This window comes from Azonexus sp., from assembly GCF_049652925.1.
GTDB lineage: Bacteria > Pseudomonadota > Gammaproteobacteria > Burkholderiales > Rhodocyclaceae > Azonexus.
In genome coordinates this window covers 91,582-110,575 of sequence record NZ_JBASFI010000025.1, presented here as the reverse complement: position 1 = coordinate 110,575, position 18,994 = coordinate 91,582, and the positions used below count along the sequence as shown (strand labels likewise).

22 protein-coding genes are annotated in these 18,994 nt (G+C 61.8%); 7 read left to right on the top strand and 15 right to left on the bottom strand.

Annotated elements, in window-relative coordinates; translation table 11 throughout:
• Positions 1-248: 248 nt before the first annotated feature.
• The 3 genes from WBK19_RS14245 to WBK19_RS14235 are packed head-to-tail and all read right to left on the bottom strand — an operon-like array spanning position 249 to position 3,401.
• Complete coding sequence (locus WBK19_RS14245) at positions 249-938, bottom strand: phosphatase PAP2 family protein (protein WP_511290810.1); 690 nt, start codon at positions 936-938, stop codon at positions 249-251.
• Positions 919-2,382, bottom strand: coding sequence for a glycosyltransferase family 39 protein (locus WBK19_RS14240; protein ID WP_511290808.1), 1,464 nt, complete (start codon positions 2,380-2,382; stop codon positions 919-921). Before WBK19_RS14240 ends, WBK19_RS14245 begins: the two co-directional genes overlap by 20 nt.
• Positions 2,379-3,401 (bottom strand): glycosyltransferase family 2 protein, encoded by a 1,023-nt coding sequence (locus WBK19_RS14235; RefSeq protein WP_511290806.1) that lies wholly within the window; start codon positions 3,399-3,401, stop codon positions 2,379-2,381. The genes WBK19_RS14240 and WBK19_RS14235 overlap by 4 nt, the downstream gene beginning before the upstream one ends.
• A 147-nt stretch (positions 3,402-3,548) precedes the next feature.
• On the opposite strand from WBK19_RS14235, the gene WBK19_RS14230 reads away from it, so the two are divergent.
• The 5 genes from WBK19_RS14230 (at position 3,549) to WBK19_RS14210 (ending at position 8,035) form a co-directional block, all read left to right on the top strand.
• Complete coding sequence (locus tag WBK19_RS14230; protein WP_511290804.1) at positions 3,549-4,118, top strand: aminodeoxychorismate/anthranilate synthase component II; 570 nt, start codon at positions 3,549-3,551, stop codon at positions 4,116-4,118.
• Entirely contained in the window at positions 4,118-5,158 is a 1,041-nt protein-coding gene (gene trpD, locus WBK19_RS14225; protein ID WP_511290802.1) for an anthranilate phosphoribosyltransferase, read from the top strand. Before WBK19_RS14230 ends, trpD begins: the two co-directional genes overlap by 1 nt.
• The gene (trpC, locus tag WBK19_RS14220) at positions 5,155-5,943 is read left to right on the top strand and encodes an indole-3-glycerol phosphate synthase TrpC (RefSeq protein ID WP_511290800.1); all 789 of its coding nucleotides are present in this window, start codon (positions 5,155-5,157) and stop codon (positions 5,941-5,943) included. Before trpD ends, trpC begins: the two co-directional genes overlap by 4 nt.
• 173 nt (positions 5,944-6,116) lie before the next feature.
• The gene (locus WBK19_RS14215; RefSeq protein WP_511290798.1) at positions 6,117-7,193 is read left to right on the top strand and encodes a porin; all 1,077 of its coding nucleotides are present in this window, start codon (positions 6,117-6,119) and stop codon (positions 7,191-7,193) included.
• A 218-nt stretch (positions 7,194-7,411) separates the two neighbouring features.
• Complete coding sequence (locus WBK19_RS14210; RefSeq protein WP_511290796.1) at positions 7,412-8,035, top strand: OmpW/AlkL family protein; 624 nt, start codon at positions 7,412-7,414, stop codon at positions 8,033-8,035.
• Positions 8,036-8,099: 64 nt separating this feature from the next.
• Here the strand turns inward: WBK19_RS14210 and proB are convergent, their stop codons facing one another.
• The 6 genes from proB to rplU all read right to left on the bottom strand — a co-directional run bounded on the left by proB (position 8,100) and on the right by rplU (position 11,630).
• Complete coding sequence (proB, locus tag WBK19_RS14205; RefSeq protein WP_511290794.1) at positions 8,100-9,218, bottom strand: glutamate 5-kinase; 1,119 nt, start codon at positions 9,216-9,218, stop codon at positions 8,100-8,102.
• Positions 9,215-9,559 carry a HepT-like ribonuclease domain-containing protein gene (locus tag WBK19_RS14200; RefSeq protein WP_511290792.1) on the bottom strand — a complete coding sequence of 115 codons (345 nt, stop codon included), beginning with the start codon at positions 9,557-9,559 and terminating at the stop codon, positions 9,215-9,217. Before WBK19_RS14200 ends, proB begins: the two co-directional genes overlap by 4 nt.
• The gene (locus WBK19_RS14195) at positions 9,556-9,846 is read right to left on the bottom strand and encodes a nucleotidyltransferase family protein (protein WP_511290790.1); all 291 of its coding nucleotides are present in this window, start codon (positions 9,844-9,846) and stop codon (positions 9,556-9,558) included. The genes WBK19_RS14200 and WBK19_RS14195 overlap by 4 nt, the downstream gene beginning before the upstream one ends.
• Positions 9,847-9,848: 2 nt before the next feature.
• Positions 9,849-10,934, bottom strand: coding sequence for an Obg family GTPase CgtA (gene cgtA / locus WBK19_RS14190; RefSeq protein ID WP_511290788.1), 1,086 nt, complete (start codon positions 10,932-10,934; stop codon positions 9,849-9,851).
• Between the two features lie 103 nt (positions 10,935-11,037).
• Positions 11,038-11,301, bottom strand: a complete 264-nt coding sequence (gene rpmA / locus WBK19_RS14185; protein ID WP_117609585.1) for a 50S ribosomal protein L27 — start codon at positions 11,299-11,301, stop codon at positions 11,038-11,040.
• A gap of 17 nt (positions 11,302-11,318) precedes the next feature.
• Positions 11,319-11,630: a 50S ribosomal protein L21 gene (gene rplU, locus WBK19_RS14180; protein WP_117609584.1), complete on the bottom strand. Its 312-nt coding sequence runs from the start codon at positions 11,628-11,630 to the stop codon at positions 11,319-11,321.
• 129 nt (positions 11,631-11,759) lie between these two features.
• Here rplU and WBK19_RS14175 point away from each other — a divergent pair, with 129 nt between their 5' ends.
• Together WBK19_RS14175 and WBK19_RS14170 are read left to right on the top strand one after the other, a co-directional pair.
• A complete protein-coding gene (locus tag WBK19_RS14175; protein WP_226401668.1) occupies positions 11,760-12,104 on the top strand; it encodes an FKBP-type peptidyl-prolyl cis-trans isomerase in 345 nt (114 codons plus the stop codon).
• Positions 12,101-13,309, top strand: a complete 1,209-nt coding sequence (locus tag WBK19_RS14170; protein WP_511290786.1) for a pseudouridine synthase — start codon at positions 12,101-12,103, stop codon at positions 13,307-13,309. Before WBK19_RS14175 ends, WBK19_RS14170 begins: the two co-directional genes overlap by 4 nt.
• Before the next feature lie 109 nt (positions 13,310-13,418).
• On the opposite strand, the gene WBK19_RS14165 is transcribed toward WBK19_RS14170, so the two are convergent.
• The 6 genes from WBK19_RS14165 to WBK19_RS14140 all read right to left on the bottom strand — a co-directional run bounded on the left by WBK19_RS14165 (position 13,419) and on the right by WBK19_RS14140 (position 18,970).
• Positions 13,419-13,856 (bottom strand): MaoC family dehydratase, encoded by a 438-nt coding sequence (locus WBK19_RS14165; protein WP_511290784.1) that lies wholly within the window; start codon positions 13,854-13,856, stop codon positions 13,419-13,421.
• 79 nt (positions 13,857-13,935) lie between these two features.
• The gene (locus tag WBK19_RS14160) at positions 13,936-15,135 is read right to left on the bottom strand and encodes an ABC transporter permease (protein ID WP_511290782.1); all 1,200 of its coding nucleotides are present in this window, start codon (positions 15,133-15,135) and stop codon (positions 13,936-13,938) included.
• Between the two features lie 2 nt (positions 15,136-15,137).
• The gene (locus WBK19_RS14155; protein ID WP_511290780.1) at positions 15,138-16,346 is read right to left on the bottom strand and encodes an ABC transporter permease; all 1,209 of its coding nucleotides are present in this window, start codon (positions 16,344-16,346) and stop codon (positions 15,138-15,140) included.
• 155 nt (positions 16,347-16,501) lie between these two features.
• Complete coding sequence (locus tag WBK19_RS14150) at positions 16,502-17,215, bottom strand: ABC transporter ATP-binding protein (protein ID WP_511290778.1); 714 nt, start codon at positions 17,213-17,215, stop codon at positions 16,502-16,504.
• Between the two features lie 4 nt (positions 17,216-17,219).
• On the bottom strand, positions 17,220-18,374 hold the full coding sequence (locus tag WBK19_RS14145) for an efflux RND transporter periplasmic adaptor subunit (RefSeq protein WP_511290777.1): 1,155 nt from the start codon (positions 18,372-18,374) through the stop codon (positions 17,220-17,222).
• A gap of 8 nt (positions 18,375-18,382) precedes the next feature.
• Positions 18,383-18,970: a hypothetical protein gene (locus WBK19_RS14140; RefSeq protein ID WP_511290775.1), complete on the bottom strand. Its 588-nt coding sequence runs from the start codon at positions 18,968-18,970 to the stop codon at positions 18,383-18,385.
• Positions 18,971-18,994: the final 24 nt, after the last annotated feature.

The window sequence follows — 18,994 nt, the reverse complement described above, 5'->3', positions numbered from 1 at the left end:
CCTCCTTCCATTGCACGCGCCATGCCAGCGACAACTGTTTTTTCGGGTGTTGATTCTTAAGGGGTTTTTTGGGGAGAGGCAGCGAGGATGCCGGATTTCCGAGGTTTCGGCCGGGCGGGCGTTCGGATTTCCGAGGCGTCGAGGGGCGAGACTCGGGTCGATTGATCGGGCGCGACCCAAAAATCAAAAACCGCCGGTTTCGGCGGTTTTTGATTTTGGGCGTTATTTCCGGCTGACCGTGGGAATGCTCATTTTTCAGTCGGCGGCAGCCATTTCAGCCGCCGGAAAATCCATTCCGTCAGCCACAGGCTGAAATAGGTCGCGAACCACGCGAAGATCGTGTCGGACAGGAAATGCCCTCCGGCCGTCATGCGCACCATGGCAAGCAGCGTTCCGGTGGCCAGGCTGGCCAGCAGCCAGCGTCGCCGCACGGCCGGCGCGCCCAGCCAGCCGAAAGCCATGACGAAGGCGGCGGTTGCCACGTGACCGCTGACGAAGGAGCAATTTTTGGGGCACTGGTCGCTCGGCACGAAGGCCGGCGTGAAGGTGAGCGGTCCGCCGAAGGCTGTCACCGTCGACGGGCGAGCCCGGTGCCAGCCATCCTTGAGCGTGGCATCGACGAGCAGCACCGGCCCGAGCAGCGCGGCGGCGAGCAGGAAGCCGAAGGTCGTCCGCCGCGCATGCGGCCAGCGCAGACGCCTGAAATTGCTCAGTAGTAGACCGCTGGCGAGGATGACGAGGAGCGCCTGTCCGACGCGCGGCGTGCCACGGTAGATCAGTTCGAACAGCGGCCAGTTGCCGCCGGAAAAAGCCCATTTGCCGTCATGGTAGAAAACCCGGCTGGCGGCCAGGTCGATCTCCGGAAACGCGACGAAGAGCGCCGCCAGCAGCGCAAAAACGACGCCGGCGACGCGAAGCTCAATAACCCTTGAAGTCATGCAGCAGGTAAACATCCATGTCGCGGCTGGTCGTGGCGTCGAGCGGCGCTTTCAGCGTGGCCAGCTTTGCGATGCTAGCAAAGCGGGGGGCGAAGTCGGCGCCTGGCGCGGTGTCGGTGATCAGGATTGCATCCTTGCCAACATAGGGGCGCAGGTCGGTCGTCAGCTTGTAATGGTCGCTGGCGATACCGGATGGGTTCCAACTGGCGGCGGCCGGCTTGAGGTCGCGCAGCTCGTACAGCATGTGGGCGAGCAGGGTGCGGTTGTCGGCGACCAGCACGCTGTCCGGGTGGGCTTGCAGAATTGGTTTCAGTTGCCGGCCCAGTTCATCCCAGCCCATGGCCCGCTTGAACGGATTCAATTTTGCCTGTTTTTCCGGGTTGACCGTGGCAATGACCTGCGGCCAGTGATAAACGAGCCCGACGATCAGCAGATTGATGGCCAGGCCGGCGATCAGCAGCTTTTTCTTCTCGCGTTGCAGCAGCCAGGCCACGGCGGCGATGACGGCCGGTGCAAAGGCGGGCGCCGCCCAGTTGGCGTTGGCACTGCTCTTCATGGCCTGCGCCGAGACGACGATCCACAGCGGCAGCGCAAACCACAGCAGGAGCCGGGTCCGGTCGTCGCGCCAGCTTTCGCGAACACGGACGAGGAGCAACACGAAAACGCTGCCGAGCACCGGGCCGAAGGCGATCCACTGGGCAGCCCAAAATTCGCCGAGCGAGGCCAGCCCGCCGCCGGCAGCGCGATTAAGCGTGATGTCGGCCGTGTGCTTGAGCGTCGGGAAACCGTGGGTGAAATTCCAAGCGATGTTCGGAGACAGGATCAGCAGCGCCAATCCGACCGCCAGCCAGGGCTTGGCCGACGCCAGCCGTGGTCGATGAAAGGCGAGCAGGAACAGAAAGGCCGCACCGAGCCAGGCCGCCATCGTGTATTTGGAGAGCAGGCCGAGGCCGCAGACCAGCCCGAGCAGCAGCCAGTCGGCCCACAAATCGCTGTCCAGCGCGCGTAGAAAAGCCCACAGCGCCAGCGCCCAGAACAGCGTGAGCAGCGCATCGGTCGAAACAAACAGGCCAAGCCAGGAAAAAATCGGCAGGGTCAGCACGCAAGCGGCCGACCAGAAGGCAACGCGCTCGTCGTAAAGCCGGCGGGCAATCGCCCAGCAGGCAGCCGCAGCCAGCGGATAGCAGAGCATGGACAGCGCCTTGACGCCGACCAGACCGTCGCCGAACAGCGCGGTGGACAGCCAGATCAGCGCCGCGACGCCGGGCGGCTTGGAGAAATAGCCCCAATCGAGGTGCTGCGCCCAGGTCCAGTATTGCGCCTCATCGACGTAGAGCGTGATGCCCAGATTGGGCAGCAGCCAGAAGCGCCAGGCGAGCAGGGCGGCCGTCAGGCCAAACAGCAGTTTTGCGCTGTTTTTCCGGTTGACCGTGGAAAGGCTCACGCCGACTTGTGCCAGCCTTCGTCAGCCGCCAGATCGCGCTCCGGGCGCGCCGAGTAGGAGCGGATGGTGCCGGATTCGAAGTAGATGCGCGCCAGCAGTTCGGACAGCACGCCGGTCGTGATGAAGTGAATGCCGGCGATCAGCGTGCCGATGCCAACGATAAGCAGCGGACGGCCGCCGATGTTCTCGCCGAGGCCGAACTTGACCCAGGCCAGCCAGGTCATGATCAGACCTGAAAGGGCCGTCAGGCCGAGGCCGATGCCGCCGAAGAAGTGACCAGGCCGGGCGCGGAAGCGCATGAAGAAATAGACCGCGATCAAATCAAGAATGACCCGGAAAGTGCGCGAAATGCCGTACTTCGAAACGCCGGCCGTGCGCGCGTGGTGCGTCGTCGGCTCCTGCGCGATGCGGCGCGGCGTCGTGACGGTAGCCAGCCAGGCCGGGATGAAGCGGTGCATTTCGCCATACAGGCGCACGCTCTTGATCACGCTGCCGCGGAAAGCCTTGAGGCTGCAACCATAGTCGCGCAGATGCACGCCGGTCATCCGGGCGATCAGCTTGTTGGCGATCTTTGACGGAATCTTGCGCAGGAACAGGCCGTCCTGACGGTTCTGCCGCCAGCCGGCGACGAGGTCAAGGTCTTCGTTGATCAGGCGGGCGACCATGCGCGGAATGTCGATCGGATCGTTCTGCAAATCGCCGTCCATGGTCACGATCACATCGCCACGCGCCGCATCGATGCCGGCCTGCATGGCGGCGGTCTGCTTGAAATTGCGCGTCAGCTCAACAACGCGAACGTGCGGGCCATATTCGCGCGAACACTGCACGGCGCGATCCACCGTCGCATCGCTGCTGCCGTCATCGACCAGCACCAGCTCCCACGGATGGTCGTATCCGACCAGCGCCTCATGCACGCGCTTGACCAGCGGCGCGATGTTGTCTTCCTCGTTATAGAACGGGACGACGATGGAAAGGCTGTGCGGGGGAATTTCGGGAACGGCGGCGATGACTTCGCTCATGGGTGAATCCGGCGACAAGTGGCTAAATAAGCGCGCATTTTAACGTGAAAGTCGCTCGGGGGCGCCGAATCTCCGCTCGTTTGCTAGCCTGGGCCGGGCCGGGGCGGTAGAATCGAAGGCTTACGAAACAGGCAAGGAATCAACAGCATGCTGCTGATGATCGACAATTACGACAGCTTCACCTACAACATCGTCCAGTACTTCGGCGAGCTCGGTCAGGACGTCAAGGTTTACCGCAACGACGCCATCACGGTCGAAGAAATCGCCCGCCTCAAGCCCGAATACCTGGTGATTTCCCCCGGCCCCTGCGCCCCGGCCCAGGCTGGTATTTCGCTGGCGGCGATCCGTGAGTTTGCCGGCAAGATTCCGCTGCTCGGCGTTTGCCTCGGCCACCAGTCCATCGGCGAAGCCTTCGGCGGCAAGATCGTGCACGCCAAGCAGTTGATGCACGGCAAGGTTTCTGCGGTCCACCATAAAAATGAGGGCGTTTTCAAAGGCCTGCCCAACCCGCTGACCTGCACGCGCTATCACTCGCTGGCCATCGAGCGCGAATCGCTGCCCGATTGCCTCGACATCACCGCGTGGACCGATGACGGCGAAATCATGGGCGTCCGCCACAAGACGCTGGCCGTCGAAGGCGTCCAGTTCCACCCCGAATCCATCCTGACCGAACGCGGTCACGACCTGCTCAAGAACTTTCTGGACGAACATAAGTAATGACTACGGCAATGACCCCGCAAGCCGCCCTCCAGCGTGTCATCGAACACCGCGAAATTTTTCACGACGAAATGGTCTCCCTGATGCGCCAGATCATGAGCGGCGAAGTCTCGCCGGTCATGATCGCCGCCATCATCACCGGCCTGCGCGTTAAGAAGGAAACAGTCGGCGAAATCGCCGCCGCCGCCAGCGTCATGCGTGAACTGGCGACACCGGTCAAGGTGCCCTACGACAACCGTTTCGTCGATATCGTTGGCACCGGTGGCGATTCGGCGCACAGCTTCAATATTTCCACCACCTCCATATTTGTTGCCGCCGCCGCCGGCGCCAAGGTTGCCAAGCACGGCGGGCGCAGCGTTTCGTCGAGTTCCGGCAGCGCCGACGTCCTCGAAGCGCTGGGCGCCAACATCATGCTGTCACCCGAGCAGGTCGCTGCCTGCATCGAAGCCTGCGGCATTGGTTTCATGTTCGCCCCCAATCACCACAGCGCCATGAAGCACGTAGCCCCGGTGCGCCGCGAAATGGGCGTGCGGACGCTGTTCAACATCCTCGGCCCGCTGACCAACCCGGCCGGCGCTCCGAACACCCTGATGGGCGTCTTCCACCCCGACCTCGTCGGCATTCAGGTGCGCGTCATGCAGCGCCTGGGGGCCGAGCGCGTCCTCGTCGTGCACGGCCGCGACAACCTCGACGAAATCTCGCTTGGTGCCGCCACTTTGGTCGGCGAGCTGAAAAACGGCGAAGTCACCGAATATGAGGTTCATCCCGAAGACTTCGGTCTGCAAATGATGTCGCTGCGCAACCTGCGTGTCGATGGCGCCGAAGAGTCCAAAGCCGTGATGCTCGGCGCTCTCGACAACAAGCCGGGCGCCGCGCGTGAAATCGTCTGCCTGAATGCCGGCGCGGCCCTCTACGTCGCGAACGTCGCCGACAGTATCGGCGACGGCATCGCCAAGGCGCGCGAAGCTATCGCCAGCGGTGCGGCGCGTGCCAAGCTCGAGCAGTTCGTCGAAACAACGCAACGTCTGGCAACAAAATGAGCGACATCCTCAACAAAATCATCGCCACCAAGTGCGAAGAAATCGCTGCCGCGCTGGCCGTCAAGCCGCTCGCCATCGTCGAAGCCGAAGCCGCCGCCCAGCCAGCCCCGCGCGATTTCGTCGGCGCCATCCGCAACAAGATCTCCCACGGTCAACCGGGAATAATCGCCGAAATCAAAAAGGCCAGCCCGTCGAAAGGCGTCATCCGCCCGGACTTTCACCCGGCCGATATCGCCCGCAGCTACGAACAGCACGGCGCCGCCTGCCTGTCGGTGCTGACCGACCGCCAATACTTCCAGGGCTGCCCGGAATATTTGCAAGCTGCCCGCGCCGCCTGCGCGCTGCCGGTGCTGCGCAAAGACTTCATGGTCGACGCCTATCAGGTCGCCGAAGCCCGCGCCATGGGCGCCGACGCCATCCTGCTCATCGCCGCCGCACTGACGTTGGCGGAAATGCAAGCCCTCGAGGCGCAAGCTCACAGCTACGGCATGGCCGTACTGGTCGAAGTGCACAACGGCGATGAGCTCAACGTAGCGCTGCAACTAAAGACCCCGCTGCTCGGCATCAACAACCGCAACCTGCGCACCTTCGACGTCACGCTAGCCACCACGCTCGGCCTGCTGTCGAGCATCCCCGCCGACAAGATCGTTGTTACCGAAAGCGGCATCCTGGCGCCGGAAGACGTCGCCCTAATGCGCAGAAACAAGGTCGAAGCCTTTCTCGTTGGCGAAGCTTTCATGCGCGCGCCAGAGCCAGGTCCTGAGCTGGCAAGGTTATTCGCCTGATTTCTGTTGCGTCAAAACAACATAACTTTAGAGAAGCCTCCCAACATGCCAATCACCGGTTGCTAGGGCGTTTCGCTCTTTGCGACAATCGATGCCAACTTCTCGATCCGAGAGGTAAAGCTTAATTCGGTTTTACTGCTGGATTAAAAACTAACCACTAAGGAGATTTTCTGATGCAAAAGAAACTGATCGCTCTGGCTATCGCTGGCCTGGCTTCTACCGCTGCTTTCGCTCAATCTAACGTCACCATTTACGGTGTTGCTGATGCCAGCATCTCCGGCACGACCTATCTGGGCAGCACCTCTGCCCAGACTGCTTTCAAGGTCAACTCCGGCCTGCTGTCCACATCCCGCCTCGGTTTCAAAGGTGTTGAAGATCTGGGCAATGGCCTGAAGGCTCTGTTCACCTTGGAATACAGTCTGGCTATTGATGGTTCCAATCCGATTGGTTCCAGCTCCCTCCCTTCCGCTGTTGCTCGTCAGCAGTTCGTCGGCCTGACCGGCGGTTTCGGTACCGCTGTTGCCGGTCACCTGCAGACGACGGGTCTTGACTTCTCGGTCGCTGCTACTGCTCTCGGTGGCTCCACCGGTCTCGGCGCTGCCTACCTCGCTGGCGGTGGTACGTTGATCTCCTCTGCTTCCCGCGCCAGTAACGCTGTTGCTTACATCTCGCCGACCTTCGGTGGCGTGACCGTTGCTTACAACCATGCTCGCGCGCCCTTGGCGACCGAATATGCTGTCAGCACCGCCAACACCGACAACACTGCCAACCTGCTGTCCGTCAGCTACGCTAACGGCCCGATCAGCGCTGGTGCGATCTACACCAAGTATGTCCAGTCGCAAACCAACACGACTGACGACAATATCAAGGAATGGGGTCTGCGTGCCGGTTACGACTTCGGTGTTGTCAAGCTGCAAGCTCTCTACCAGCAGCAGAAGGCTGATGCCACGGCTACCGTTGGCAAGGACAAGAAGTGGGCTGTTTCTGTCACCGTTCCGGTTGGTGCCAAGGTTGGTGTTATCGCTGAATACGCTGCTCTGAAAGTGGGCTCCACCGTTGCCGAAGACAACGTCAAGGTCAGCACCCTGGCTGCTACCTACGCTCTGTCCAAGCGCACCACCGCCTATGCTGGTCTGGTTGCCAAGCGCGTGGAAAACGACACCAACCGCAATACGGTTGTTGGTGTCGGTGCAAATCCTTACGTTTCCGACGGCAACACCTACGCTGTTGGCCTGCGTCACATGTTCTAATCTGGTTTAGTCCAGTTGAAAACAAGAACGGGAGCTTCGGCTCCCGTTTTTCATTGCTGGGTTGGTTCAAAAAATAATCCTGATTAGCTGCGGCGCAGAATAATAGTAAATGCCTATTTAAAAGCCATGTAAGTAATAAGGTTATTGACCTAGGTCAAAATGCCTAGTTCGAATGGTAATAGCATCCCTTTTTTCATAACGATGATAGGGAGTGATCTATGGCTAACAAGATTCTGGTTGCTGCGCTGATTGCCGCTGGCGTGCTTTCTTCCTCCGTTGCTCAGGCTCAGGAAGGCCCGTTCATGGTTCGCGTGCGTGCAGTGCACGTCGCCTTTGATAATGGCCAGAAAGATGGCCTCGATACCGCTACCGTTTATGGTGCGATCGAAGCAGATAGCCGCTGGATTCCCGAGCTGGATCTGAGCTATTTCTTTACCAAGAATATCGCTGCTGAACTGGTTCTGACCTATCCGCAGACTGTCGATATTACGGCCGCTAATGGTGGAAATATTGGCAAAATCAAGGCGCTGCCGCCATCCTTGCTCGTTCAATATCACTTTACCGATCTCGGTGCCTTCAAGCCGTATGTCGGCCTCGGTGTGAACTACACGATCTTTATGAGCCGCGACAACATCCTTGGCGGTGTGGCCTCGGTAGAAAAAACCAGCGTCGGCCTGGCTGGCCAGGTTGGTTTCGACTATATGTTCAACAAGAACTGGGGTCTGAACGTCGACGTCAAATACATTCAGATGGAGACCGATGTGACCGCTGGCGGCACGAAGATCGGTACGCTGAATCTAAGCCCGATTACCGCGGGTGTTGGCGTTTCCTATCGCTTCTAAGCAAGCGTGTTGCAATGAAGAACGGGCGCCAAGGCGCCCGTTTTGATTTTTGGAGAATGCTCCGTCAGCCAAGCAGAATTAGGTTGTCGCGGTGAATAAATTCCGGTTCATCGACATAGCCGAGGATCGCTTCGATTTCTGCTGTTGATTTTCGCGTAATGAGGCGGGCTTCGCCGCTGCCGTAGTTGCACAGGCCGCGCGCGATTTCGCTGCCATCCGGGCTGATGCAGGCGACTGCTGAGCCACGTTCGAATTCGCCTTCGGCGGCGATGACGCCAATCGGCAACAGGCTTTTCCCGGCTTTCAGGGCGTTGACCGCACCATCGTCGAGCCGCAGGCGGCCGGCGAGTTGCAGGTGGTCGGCCAGCCATTGCTTGCGGGCGGCGAGGGGTTGGGTTTGCGAGACGAGCAAGGTGCCGACTGGCTCGCCGGCGGCCAGGCGGATGATCGGGTCGATCTCTCGGCCACTGGCGATGGCGGTATGGGCGCCGCTGCGGGCGGCACGTTTGGCGGCGATGACCTTGGTGATCATGCCGCCGGTGCCGACGCGTGTGCCGGCGCCGCCAGCCATAGCTTCGAGCGACTCGTCGCCGGCCGTGGCTTCGCTGATCAGCGTGGCGCTCGGGTCCTTGCGCGGGTCGGCGGTGAACAGGCCGATCTGGTCGGTCAGGATGATCAGGGCGTCGGCTTCGATCAGGTTGGCGACCAGGGCGCCCAGCGTGTCGTTGTCGCCAAACTTGATTTCGTCGGTGACGACGGTGTCGTTCTCGTTGATGATTGGCACGACGCCGAGTTCAAGCAGCGTGGTCATCGTCGAGCGTGCGTTGAGGTAGCGCTTGCGGTCGGCGAGGTCGTCGTGGGTGAGCAGAATTTGCGCGGTGTGCAGGCCATGTTTGGCGAAAGCGCCTTCATAGACTTGTGCCAAGCCCATCTGGCCGACGGCGGCCGCCGCCTGCAGTTCATGCACCGTCTTCGGGCGCTTTGTCCAGCCCAGGCGCTGCATGCCGCAGGCGATGGCGCCGGAGGAGACCATGACGACTTCCTTGCCTTGCGCACGCAGCACGGCGATCTGGCGGGCCCAGTCTTCAATGGCGGCGAGGTCAAGGCCGGCACCATTGTTGGTGACGAGCGCCGAGCCGACTTTGACGACGAGGCGTTTGGCGTTGGCGAGGCGGGATTTCATGGGTTTGAGTCGAGGTGTTCGTTGATGGCGAGGCGCAACGGTGCAAGCTGTTCGCTCAGAATGCCCCAGACGAGTTCCAGGTCGAGGCCGAGATATTCGTGCGCCAGTTGATTTCTGAAGCCGGCGATTCGGCGCCAACGAATTTGGGGGTGAGTGGACTCCAGGCGTTCGATGCCGTAGTCCTTGCACGCCTGGCCAATGATTTCGAGGTTGCGCAGGATGGCGTCTTGCAACAGGCGGTTCCCCATGAAATGCTGCTTGTCGCACGAGGTGAGCTGTGTCGCTACGAAATCGGCACAATCGAGTGCGTGCACCAGAAAGATAGAGCGCTCCGCGGTCATAGTGGCCGAGCTTCGCCCAGGATGCGACTTGCCAGTAGGGGAGACAGGCCGCGGTCGGAGACGATATCGACTTCGAGGCCGAGCAGTTCCTCGGTATCCTCCTTGAGGTCCATCAGGTCGAACAGCGAGGCGCCAGGGCGAAAGTGAACCAGAATATCTACGTCGCTGTTTTCGTTTTCTTCCCCGCGTGCGACCGAGCCGAAAACGCGTACGTTTTCAGCCTTGTACCTGTCGGCGAGGGCAATCAATGCCTCTCTTTTTTCGCGAAGTTGTTCGAGTGTCAGCATGGCTATGCCTCCGGGTTGCTTTCCTCTTCGGATTCTAACTCGTCATCATCAGGGATTTCCGGGCGAGCCATCTGCTCCAGAGCTTCGTGGATGGCGTAGATCAAAGGTTTGGTGCCTTCGCCGCTGATGGCGGTGATCGGGAAAACCGGGCCGTCGTACTTGGTGGCCTTCTTGTAGGCTTTGAGGAAGTCTTTGACGGTTTTTTCGCGGTCTTCTTCAGGAATCAGGTCGAGTTTGTTGAGGACCAGCCAGCGCGGCTTGTCAGCGAGTGCCGGGTCGTGCTTGATGAGTTCGCCGACGATGGCCTTGGCGTCGCGGACCGGGTCGGAGTCCGGGTCGATCGGGGCGATGTCGACGAGGTGCAGCAGAATGCGCGTGCGCTGCAGGTGCTTGAGGAAGCGGATGCCGAGGCCGGCGCCGTCGGCGGCGCCTTCGATGAGGCCGGGAACGTCGGCCATGACGAAGCTCTTTTCGGCGTCGACGCGAACGACGCCGAGGTTCGGGTGCAGTGTCGTGAACGGGTAGTCGGCGACCTTCGGGCGGGCCGAGGAGACGGCGCGGATCAAGGTGCTCTTGCCGGCATTGGGCAGGCCGAGCAGACCGACGTCGGCGAGGACGCGCAGTTCGAGCGTCAGTTCGTGCTCTTCGCCCTGGTCGCCATTAGTTTTCTGGCGCGGGGCGCGGTTGGTCGAGGATTTGAAGTGGATGTTGCCGAGGCCGCCCTTGCCGCCTTTGGCGATCAGGACTCTCTTTTCATTGACATCGAGGTCGGCCAGGATTTCGCCGGTGTTGAGGTCGGAAATGACCGTGCCGACCGGCATGCGCAGGATGATGTCGTCGCCGCCGGCACCGTAGCAGTCGGCGCCGCCGCCGTTTTCACCGCGCTTGCCGATGAATTTTCGGGTGTAGCGGTAGTCGACCAGGGTGTTGATGTTGCAGTCGGCGACCACGTAGATGCTGCCGCCACGGCCGCCATCGCCACCGTTCGGGCCACCCATCGGGATGTATTTTTCGCGGCGGAAAGTTGCGGCGCCATTGCCGCCGTCACCGGCCTTTACATAAATCTTGGCTTCGTCGATGAACTTCATTTTTTCCGCCTCTATATCCTGGGATACCGCCGCCAGAAAATCTGGTGGCATAAACTAAAAAGCCCCATCCAGCGGACGGGGCTTTTGCTTCCGCTTGGCCGATTTATTCGGCGGCCGGAACGATGGTCACCACGCGGCGCTTTTTCAAGCCCTTGATGGAGAACTGAACAACGCCATCCTTGAGTGCGAACAGGGTGTGATCCTTGCCGCAGCCGACGTTGTCGCCCGGGTGGAATTCGGTGCCGCGCTGGCGAACAATGATGTTGCCAGCCAGAATGAATTGACCGCCGTAGCGCTTGACGCCCAGTCGTTGGGCTTGTGAGTCGCGGCCGTTACGTGAACTACCGCCTGCTTTCTTGTGTGCCATTTATTAGCTCCTTGAACTTAGGCCGCGATCGCGTCGATGCGCAATTCGGTGTAGTTCTGACGATGGCCTTGATGCTTCTGGTAGTGCTTACGACGACGCATCTTGAAGATCTTGACCTTGTCGTGGCGGCCGTGGGAAATCACGGTTGCTTTGACGGTGGCGCCAGCAAGGAAGGGAGCGCCGATCTTTACCGACTCGCCTTCGCCTGCCATGAGGACCTGGTCGAGAGTAACTTCTGCGCCAACGTCTGCCGGTATCTGTTCTACTTTAAGTTTTAGACCGTTGGTAACGCGATACTGCTTACCGCCGGTTTTTATGACCGCATACATGGGTTGGACTCCGAAAATAAATCTAAAGGGTGCTACAAAGAACCGCGCATTATACGGAAATTCGCTGACAAGTCAAAGCCTTGTCGAGGGGGTGTGGTAAACTGCCCGTCTTTGAAAAAAGGAGTTCCCATGGCTGAAATCACCACCGCCTCCGGGCTGGTCTACGAAGATACCGTTGTCGGCGAAGGCGCCGAGGCCAAGGCCGGCCAGCAGGTCATCGTGCATTACACGGGCTGGCTGACCAATGGCAGCAAGTTCGATTCGAGCAAGGATCGCAACGACCCGTTCGAATTTTCGCTCGGCATGCGCCAGGTTATCGGCGGCTGGGACGAAGGCGTCCAGGGCATGAAGATCGGCGGCACGCGCAAGCTGACCATTCCGCCGGAACTCGGTTACGGCGCACGCGGCGCTGGCGGCGTTATTCCGCCGAATGCCACGCTGGTTTTCGAGGTTGAACTCCTCGGTCTGCGATGAGCGGTTCCGACAGGGATTCACGTCCGAAGCGGCCGTCGAACGACGCCGTTTCTGACGACCCGTGGGCAAAGTGGCGCAAGCCGGATGCCCCGGCGGCTGAAGCTGAGCAAAAAAAAGAGTTTCCGCGAAATGCCACGGTCAACCCAGAAAATCGGCCAAGAACGAAATCGTTTGACGCCGCTCCGGCGAAGGCTGAGCGTGTTGAGGCGCCGGTTGAAGTTAGCGAAGAAGCGCCGGCTGTGCCAGAAGGTACGCTGGGCGTTCTACGCTCGGCGACGCCTTCGCCGCGGGCCATCAACAAGAAGCCCTTGCGGGGTGGTTCTTCGCTGCGCAAGCCGTCGGCGCCCAAGGCGGCGCCGGTTGCGCCAGTTGAGCCGGCCACACCGTCCGAGTGGAGCGTCAAGGCCGATCGTCCGGAGCGGGGCGCCAGGCCGGCCCCGGTGGTTCGCGCGCCGGTCGTGCGCGATGGTCCGCCGCCGGAAGGCGTGCGTCTTTCCAAAGTGATGTCGGAGCGCGGCATGTGTTCGCGGCGCGAGGCGGATTTGTGGATCGAACGCGGCTGGGTCTTTGTCGATGGCGAGCGGGTCAGCGAACTGGGTTCGCGCATCGATCCGAATGCCGAGGTGGCGATCTCGAAAGAGGCCAAGTTCGATCAGGCCAAGCAGGTCACGGTGCTGCTCAACAAACCGGTTGGTTACGTTTCCGGCCAGCCGGAGCCGGGTTTTACGCCGGCGATTACGCTGATCAAGCTGGAAAATCAGGTGAAGCAGTCAGGCGACCCGGAGTTCAAGCCGTGGATGTTGCGCAGCCTGGCGCCGGCCGGGCGGCTTGATATCGATTCGACCGGCTTGTTGGTGCTGACGCAGGATGGTCGTATTGCCAAGAAGCTGATTGGCGACGATAGCCAGGCGGAGAAGGAATACCTGGTTCGCGTCGCTGGCGAGATGATCAAGGGCGGGCTGGATCTGCTCAACCACGGTCTGGAACTCGATGGTCAGGCGCTCAAGCCAGCGCGGGTCAAGCAGCTCAACGAGGATCAGCTGCACTTCATCCTGAAGGAAGGCAAGAAGCGCCAGATTCGCCGGATGTGCGAGCTGGTCGGTTTGCGCGTCATCGGCCTGAAGCGGGTGCGCATTGGCCGCGTCAAGCTGGGTGAGCTGGAAGTCGGCCAGTGGCGGTTCTTGCGGGCTGACGAGGCTTTTTGATTTTGCCCCTTTTTTCCGGTTGACCGTAGCAATCCCGGTTGGCCTCAGGAAAACAAAACGCCGGCCGGTTTTTAACCGGGCCGGCGTTTTTATTTGGCGTGGTCTGAAATCAGGCGGTGCCACCGACGGCTTTGGCGCGAACCGGGGGCATCATGACGCATTCGCCTTCGATGACGGTCTTACCGGCAACGGTGCACACGGTGTCGAGGATCACTCGGTTCTTTTCGACGTTGACCTCCTTGACGGTGACGGTTGCGCGCACGGTGTCGCCCGGGCGAACCGGGGCCTTGAATTTGAGCGTTTGTGACAGATAGATGGTGCCGGCACCGGGCAGGTGGTTAGCCAGAACGGCGGAGATGAAGCCGGCTGACAGCATGCCGTGGGCGATGCGGCCACCGAACATGGTGGTCTTGGCGTATTCCTCGTCGAGGTGAGCTGGATTGACGTCGGTGGAGATGCCGGCGAACAGGATAATGTCAGCTTCGGTGACGGTTTTGGCGATGCTGGCGGACATGCCGGGTTGCAGTTGGTCGATGTGATACGCCATGGCTGGGGCTCCTTGCTGGGTTTATTGAAATTGGAATACGAACTCTAGCATACGTAAGCGTATGGTAGTGATGGTGCGCTTACTCCGTCCGGAGTGCTTCGACCGGATCCAGTCGGGCGGCGTTGCGGGCGGGCAGGACACCGGCGGCGAGGCCGATGGCGATGGCCAGGCCCTCGGCGAGCAGGACAAAGGTGATCGGCGTATGGACGGGCAGGGCGGGCAGGGCGAGGTGAATGAGCTGGGCCAGGCCGAAACCGAGGGCCAGCCCGAAAATGCCGCCGAGCGCCGAAAGGGCGACAGCTTCCCCGAGGAAGAGGGCGAGGATGGTGCGCCGGCGGGCGCCGAGGGCGACCAGCAGGCCGATTTCGCCGGTCCGTTCGGTGACGGCGATGGTCATGATGGTGACGATGCCGACGCCGCCAACGAGCAGCGAAATGCCACCGAGCGCGCCGACGGCCATGGTCAGCACATTGAGAATGTTGGACAGCGTTTTGAGCATCTCTTCCTGCGTCACGATGGTGAAATCCTCGCGGCCGTGGCGGTCGATCAGGTGCGTCTTGACGCGGCTGGCGACGAGGGCCGACGGGATGCCTTCTTCGGCGGCGATGTTGATTTCATCGACGCCTTCGCGATTGAACAGTTCCTGGGCGCGGGCGGTGGGCACGAAGGCGGTGTCGTCGAGGTCGATTCCAAGGAACTGGCCTTTCGGCGCCAGTACGCCGATGATGCGGAAATGCAAGCCGCCGACGCGCAGACGCTGACCAAGGGGGTTTTCGCTGCCGAACAGCTCGGTTTTGAGCTTCGAGCCGAGGACAACGAAGGCGCGGGCGCTGCCTTCATCGTCGGCCGGCAGGAACTGGCCGCTTTGCACGGTCGACCGGAAAATTTGCGGTAATTTGGAATTGACGCCGTAGATCAGCGTCCGCCGCGTCCGGCCATTGCCTTCGACTTCGGCGTTGCCGCGCACGTTGGGGGTGACGGCGACGACGTGCGGCAGGCGTTCGAGCGATTTTGCGTCGTCGAGCGACAGCGGCCGGGCACTCGATGGCAGGCCGGACGGCGAACCGCCGGTTTTGGTTTTGCCCGGGGCGACGGTGATGACGTTGGTGCCGAATTGGGTGAATTCGCCGAGGACGAAACGGTGGATACCTTCGCCGATCGAGGTGAGCAAAATGACCGCCGCGATGCCGACGGCGATGCCGAGCAACGTCAGGAAACTGCGCAGGCGCTGGGCCGTGATGGCGCGGATGGCGAGCTGGAGGGCGTCGGTGGTCAGCATGGCTAATGCTTCATGAGTGCTTGCACCGGGTCGAGCCGGGCGGCGCGGCGGGCTGGCATGACGCCGAAGATGAGGCCGGTGGCCAGCGCCGTGCTCAGGGCGGCAATGACCGCCCAATCAGGCGGATAGGCTGGAAACACCGGGAAGAACTGGCGCAGCGCGAAGGCGCCGAGCTGGCCGAGCAGGTAGCCGACGAGGGCGCCGACGGCGGAAAGCATCGAAGCTTCGGCCAGGAAGGCCAGGCGGATGGTCCGCGCCGTGGCGCCGAGCGCCTTGAGCAGGCCGATTTCCCCCGTCCGCTGGGTGACGGCGACGAGCATGACGTTCATCACCAGAATACCGGCGACGGCCAGGCTGATCGCGGCGATCCCCGCCACGGCCAGGGTCAGCGCCCCGAGCAGCTTGTCGAAGGTGGCGAGCACGGCATCCTGGGTGATGACGGTGACGTCCTCTTCGCCGCGGTGGCGCTGCTTGAGCGTTTCCATCACCAGCTCCTTGGTGCCCGGGATGGCGTCGCGGCTGTTGGCCTCGATCATGATGCGGAACAGGGTGTTGGAATTGAACATGGCCTGGGCCAGCGAAACGGGCACGATGACCAGTTCGTCGGTATTCATCCCGAGGCCCTGACCGGTCGATTTGAGCACGCCGACGACGCGCAGCCGGCGGTCGCCAACGCGGACGAGCTGGCCGATGGCCGGGGAGGCGCCAAACATTTCCTCGCGAATCTTGTTGCCGATGACGGCGACCGACGAGCCGCGATTCCAGTCTTCTTCTGGCAGACCCTGGCCTTGGGCGATTTCGAAATTGCGGATCGGGATGAATTCGGCCGTCGAGCCGGCGACCATGACTTCGCGCAGCTTGCCGCCGTAATTGATTTCCGAAGTGCCGACGGCGAGCGGGGCGACGCGACGAGCGCCGGGCAGGCGACGCAGGCTGCCGGCGTCGTCGATGGTCAGGTCGCGCGGCGTGCTGGTGATGGCATTCGCTGGGTTGAAACCGCCGGTGCCCGAGCGGCCGGGCAGGACGATGATCAGGTTGGTGCCGAGCGAGGAAAACTGGCCGACGACGTAGCGCCGGGCGCCGTCGCCCAGCGCCGTGAGGATGACGACGGCGGCAACGCCGATCGACATGGCGAGCACGGACAGCGTTGTGCGCATCGGGTAGCCGGTGGCGGCGTCGCGGGCGAAGCGCAGGGTGTCGGTCAGGCGCATGGTCAAGTCGGGTTGTCATTCCCGCGGAAGCGGGAATCCTTCGGGGGCTGAAGTTCTGGATTCCCGCTTCGCCCGCCGCGAAGCGGAGTCCCGGGTGTGTCGAGGCCGCGGGAATGACGGTTGCCGGAAGGTGTGGAGCCGAGGCATTCCCACGGTCAACCGGAAATTTCGGCCAAATTTGAAATGGCCTTTTGCCGCGAATCGGCCTTCAGCCGCCCATCCTCCATGACCAGCTGGCGCCGGGCGCGGGCGCCCATGCCCTGATCGTGGGTGACGACAATCAGCGTGACGCCCTTGGCGTTGAGCGCTTCGAGCAGATTCACCACTTCTTCGCCGGTATGGCGGTCGAGGTTACCGGTCGGCTCGTCGGCCAGGATCAGCGCCGGCTGCATGATGGTGGCGCGGGCGATGGCGACGCGCTGGCGCTGGCCGCCGGAAAGCTGGTCGGGCTTGTGGTCGGCGCGATTTTCCAGGCCGAAATCCTTGAGCGCCTGGGCGACGCGCTTGTTGCGTTCGGCCGCCGGGATTCCGGCCAGCGTCATCGGCAGCGCGATGTTTTCGGCCGCCGTCAGCCGTGGCACGAGGTGGAAACTCTGGAAAACGAAGCCGATGCGCGTGCTGCGCACGGTGGCTTGCTCGTCTGGCGACAGCGTCGTGACATCGCGGCCTTCGAGCTTGTAGGTGCCTTCGTTTGGCCGGTCGAGCAGGCCGAGGAGATTGAGCAGCGTCGATTTTCCGGAGCCGGAAGGGCCCATCACGGCGACGTACTCGCCGGCCTCGATCTGCAGGTTCAGTTCGGCCAGGGCGTGAACTGTCGTGTCGCCGAGCAGGAAGCGACGTTCGATGCCGGAAAGTTCGATCAGCGCCATGCGCTTACTTCGCCTTGGCCTGGGCTTTTTCGTCCGGCGTCACCGTGGCGCCGGCCTTGACGCCTTCCTTGTCGAGCGAGGTGACGATGCGCTCGCCAGCCGTCAGGCCTTCGACGATTTCGGTGTATTCCCAGTTGGCCAGCCCGGCCTTGATCAGTCGTTCTTCGAGCTTTCCGCTGTCGGCGTTGAAAACCAGCACCTTGCCTCCTTCCTGGATGGCGGCGGTCGGGATGCGCAGCACCTTGTCGCGGCCGGCGAGGATGATCTCGACGTCGGCGCTGTAGCCGACGAGCAGCTTGCCGGGTTCAGCCGGCTTTTCGAAGTCGACTTCAATGTCGACGGTGCGCGCCTGCTTTTCGACGGCCGAAACGTAGGGTGCGACGCGCCGCACCTTGCCGGGCAGGATCTTGCCCGGCAGCGCGTCGAGCGTGATGCGGACGGGCTGCCCGATCTGGATCTTCGGCGCATCGACCTCGTCCATCGGCGCCTTGACGTAGAGGCAGGAATCGTCGATCAGGTCGATGGCCGGCGGTGTCGGTACGCCTGGGGGCGAGGGCGTCGAGTATTCGCCGAGCTCGCCGACGATCTTGGCGACTATGCCGTCGAACGGCGCATAGAGCGCAACGCGGCCCTGTTCGACGCGGGTCGTCTTCAGTTTTGCTTCGGCCTGGGCGATATCGGCCTTGGCCGTGTTGCAACTGGCGCGGCGGACTTCGGCGTCAGTTCGGGCGGCTTCTTCCTTGCTCGTCGAAACGAAGCCCCTGGCGCGCAGGTCGGATTGTCGTTTTGCCTCTTTTTCCGCGTTGGCCGCAGCAATGCAGGCTTCCTCGCTACGCTTGGCGCTCAACGTGATCTGCGCCTGAGCCAGCGCACTTTGCGCTTGCTGGTCGTCGTTCCACAGCTTGAGCAGCAACTGGCCCTTCTTGACCTTGTCGCCCTCCTTGACGCCGAGGTATTCAATGCGCCCGCCGATGATCGTCGACAGCTTGGTGCGCTGGCAGGCTTCGACGGTCCCGGCGCGGGTGTTGGCCAGCGTCGCCTCGACTTTGCCTTCGGCTACTTCCTTGAGAACGACCGGTATCGGCTTCGGCCGGGTGAAAAAGAACAGGCCAAGGCCGATGATGACGATGACGGCAAGGATGATGGCAAAGCGACGCATGGTATTCCCTATCGAAAACCGGGCAGCCAACCCGATTGTTCGTGGCCCCAGACCGGCTCAAGCGCTCCCTGGTAGAGCGCTTCAATGACCGGCGGCTCCTGCCACGGCTCGTTCATGAAAGTCAGGCCGATCTCTTCGACGGTGCGGCCCGACCAGTAGTGGTCGGCCACTTCGTCGAGCGCACTGAGCGACAGGCTGTGCGGCAGGCGCAGATAGTCGAGCCAGCTGGCATCGTGGAAGGAGCAGATGTAAGCCCCTATGGTGCGCGAGCAGGCCAGGTTCTTGCCGAAGACCTTTTGTGGATGCTTGAGGCGGAAGGTCGTCGCATCGGTCCGCGTGGCGAACTGGAGCAGGGCATGCAGGCGGCTCGGAAAATGGTTGTAGCGACGCTGCCGGTAATACTCCAGATGGTATTCGGCAAAGTAGTTTTGTACCGACAATAGCTGGTCGCCGGGCGTTGGCGCACCGCCTTCGGGGGAGGCCAGTGTGCCGCCGAAGGGGCTGCCCTTGAGAATGTCCCAGCCCGGCAGCTCTGACCCTGGCTCAAGCCAGCAGAAGAGCTCCAGGGTTGCAGTGTCCTTGATCAGATTGTCCATGGACCTATGGTGTGGGAACGAATA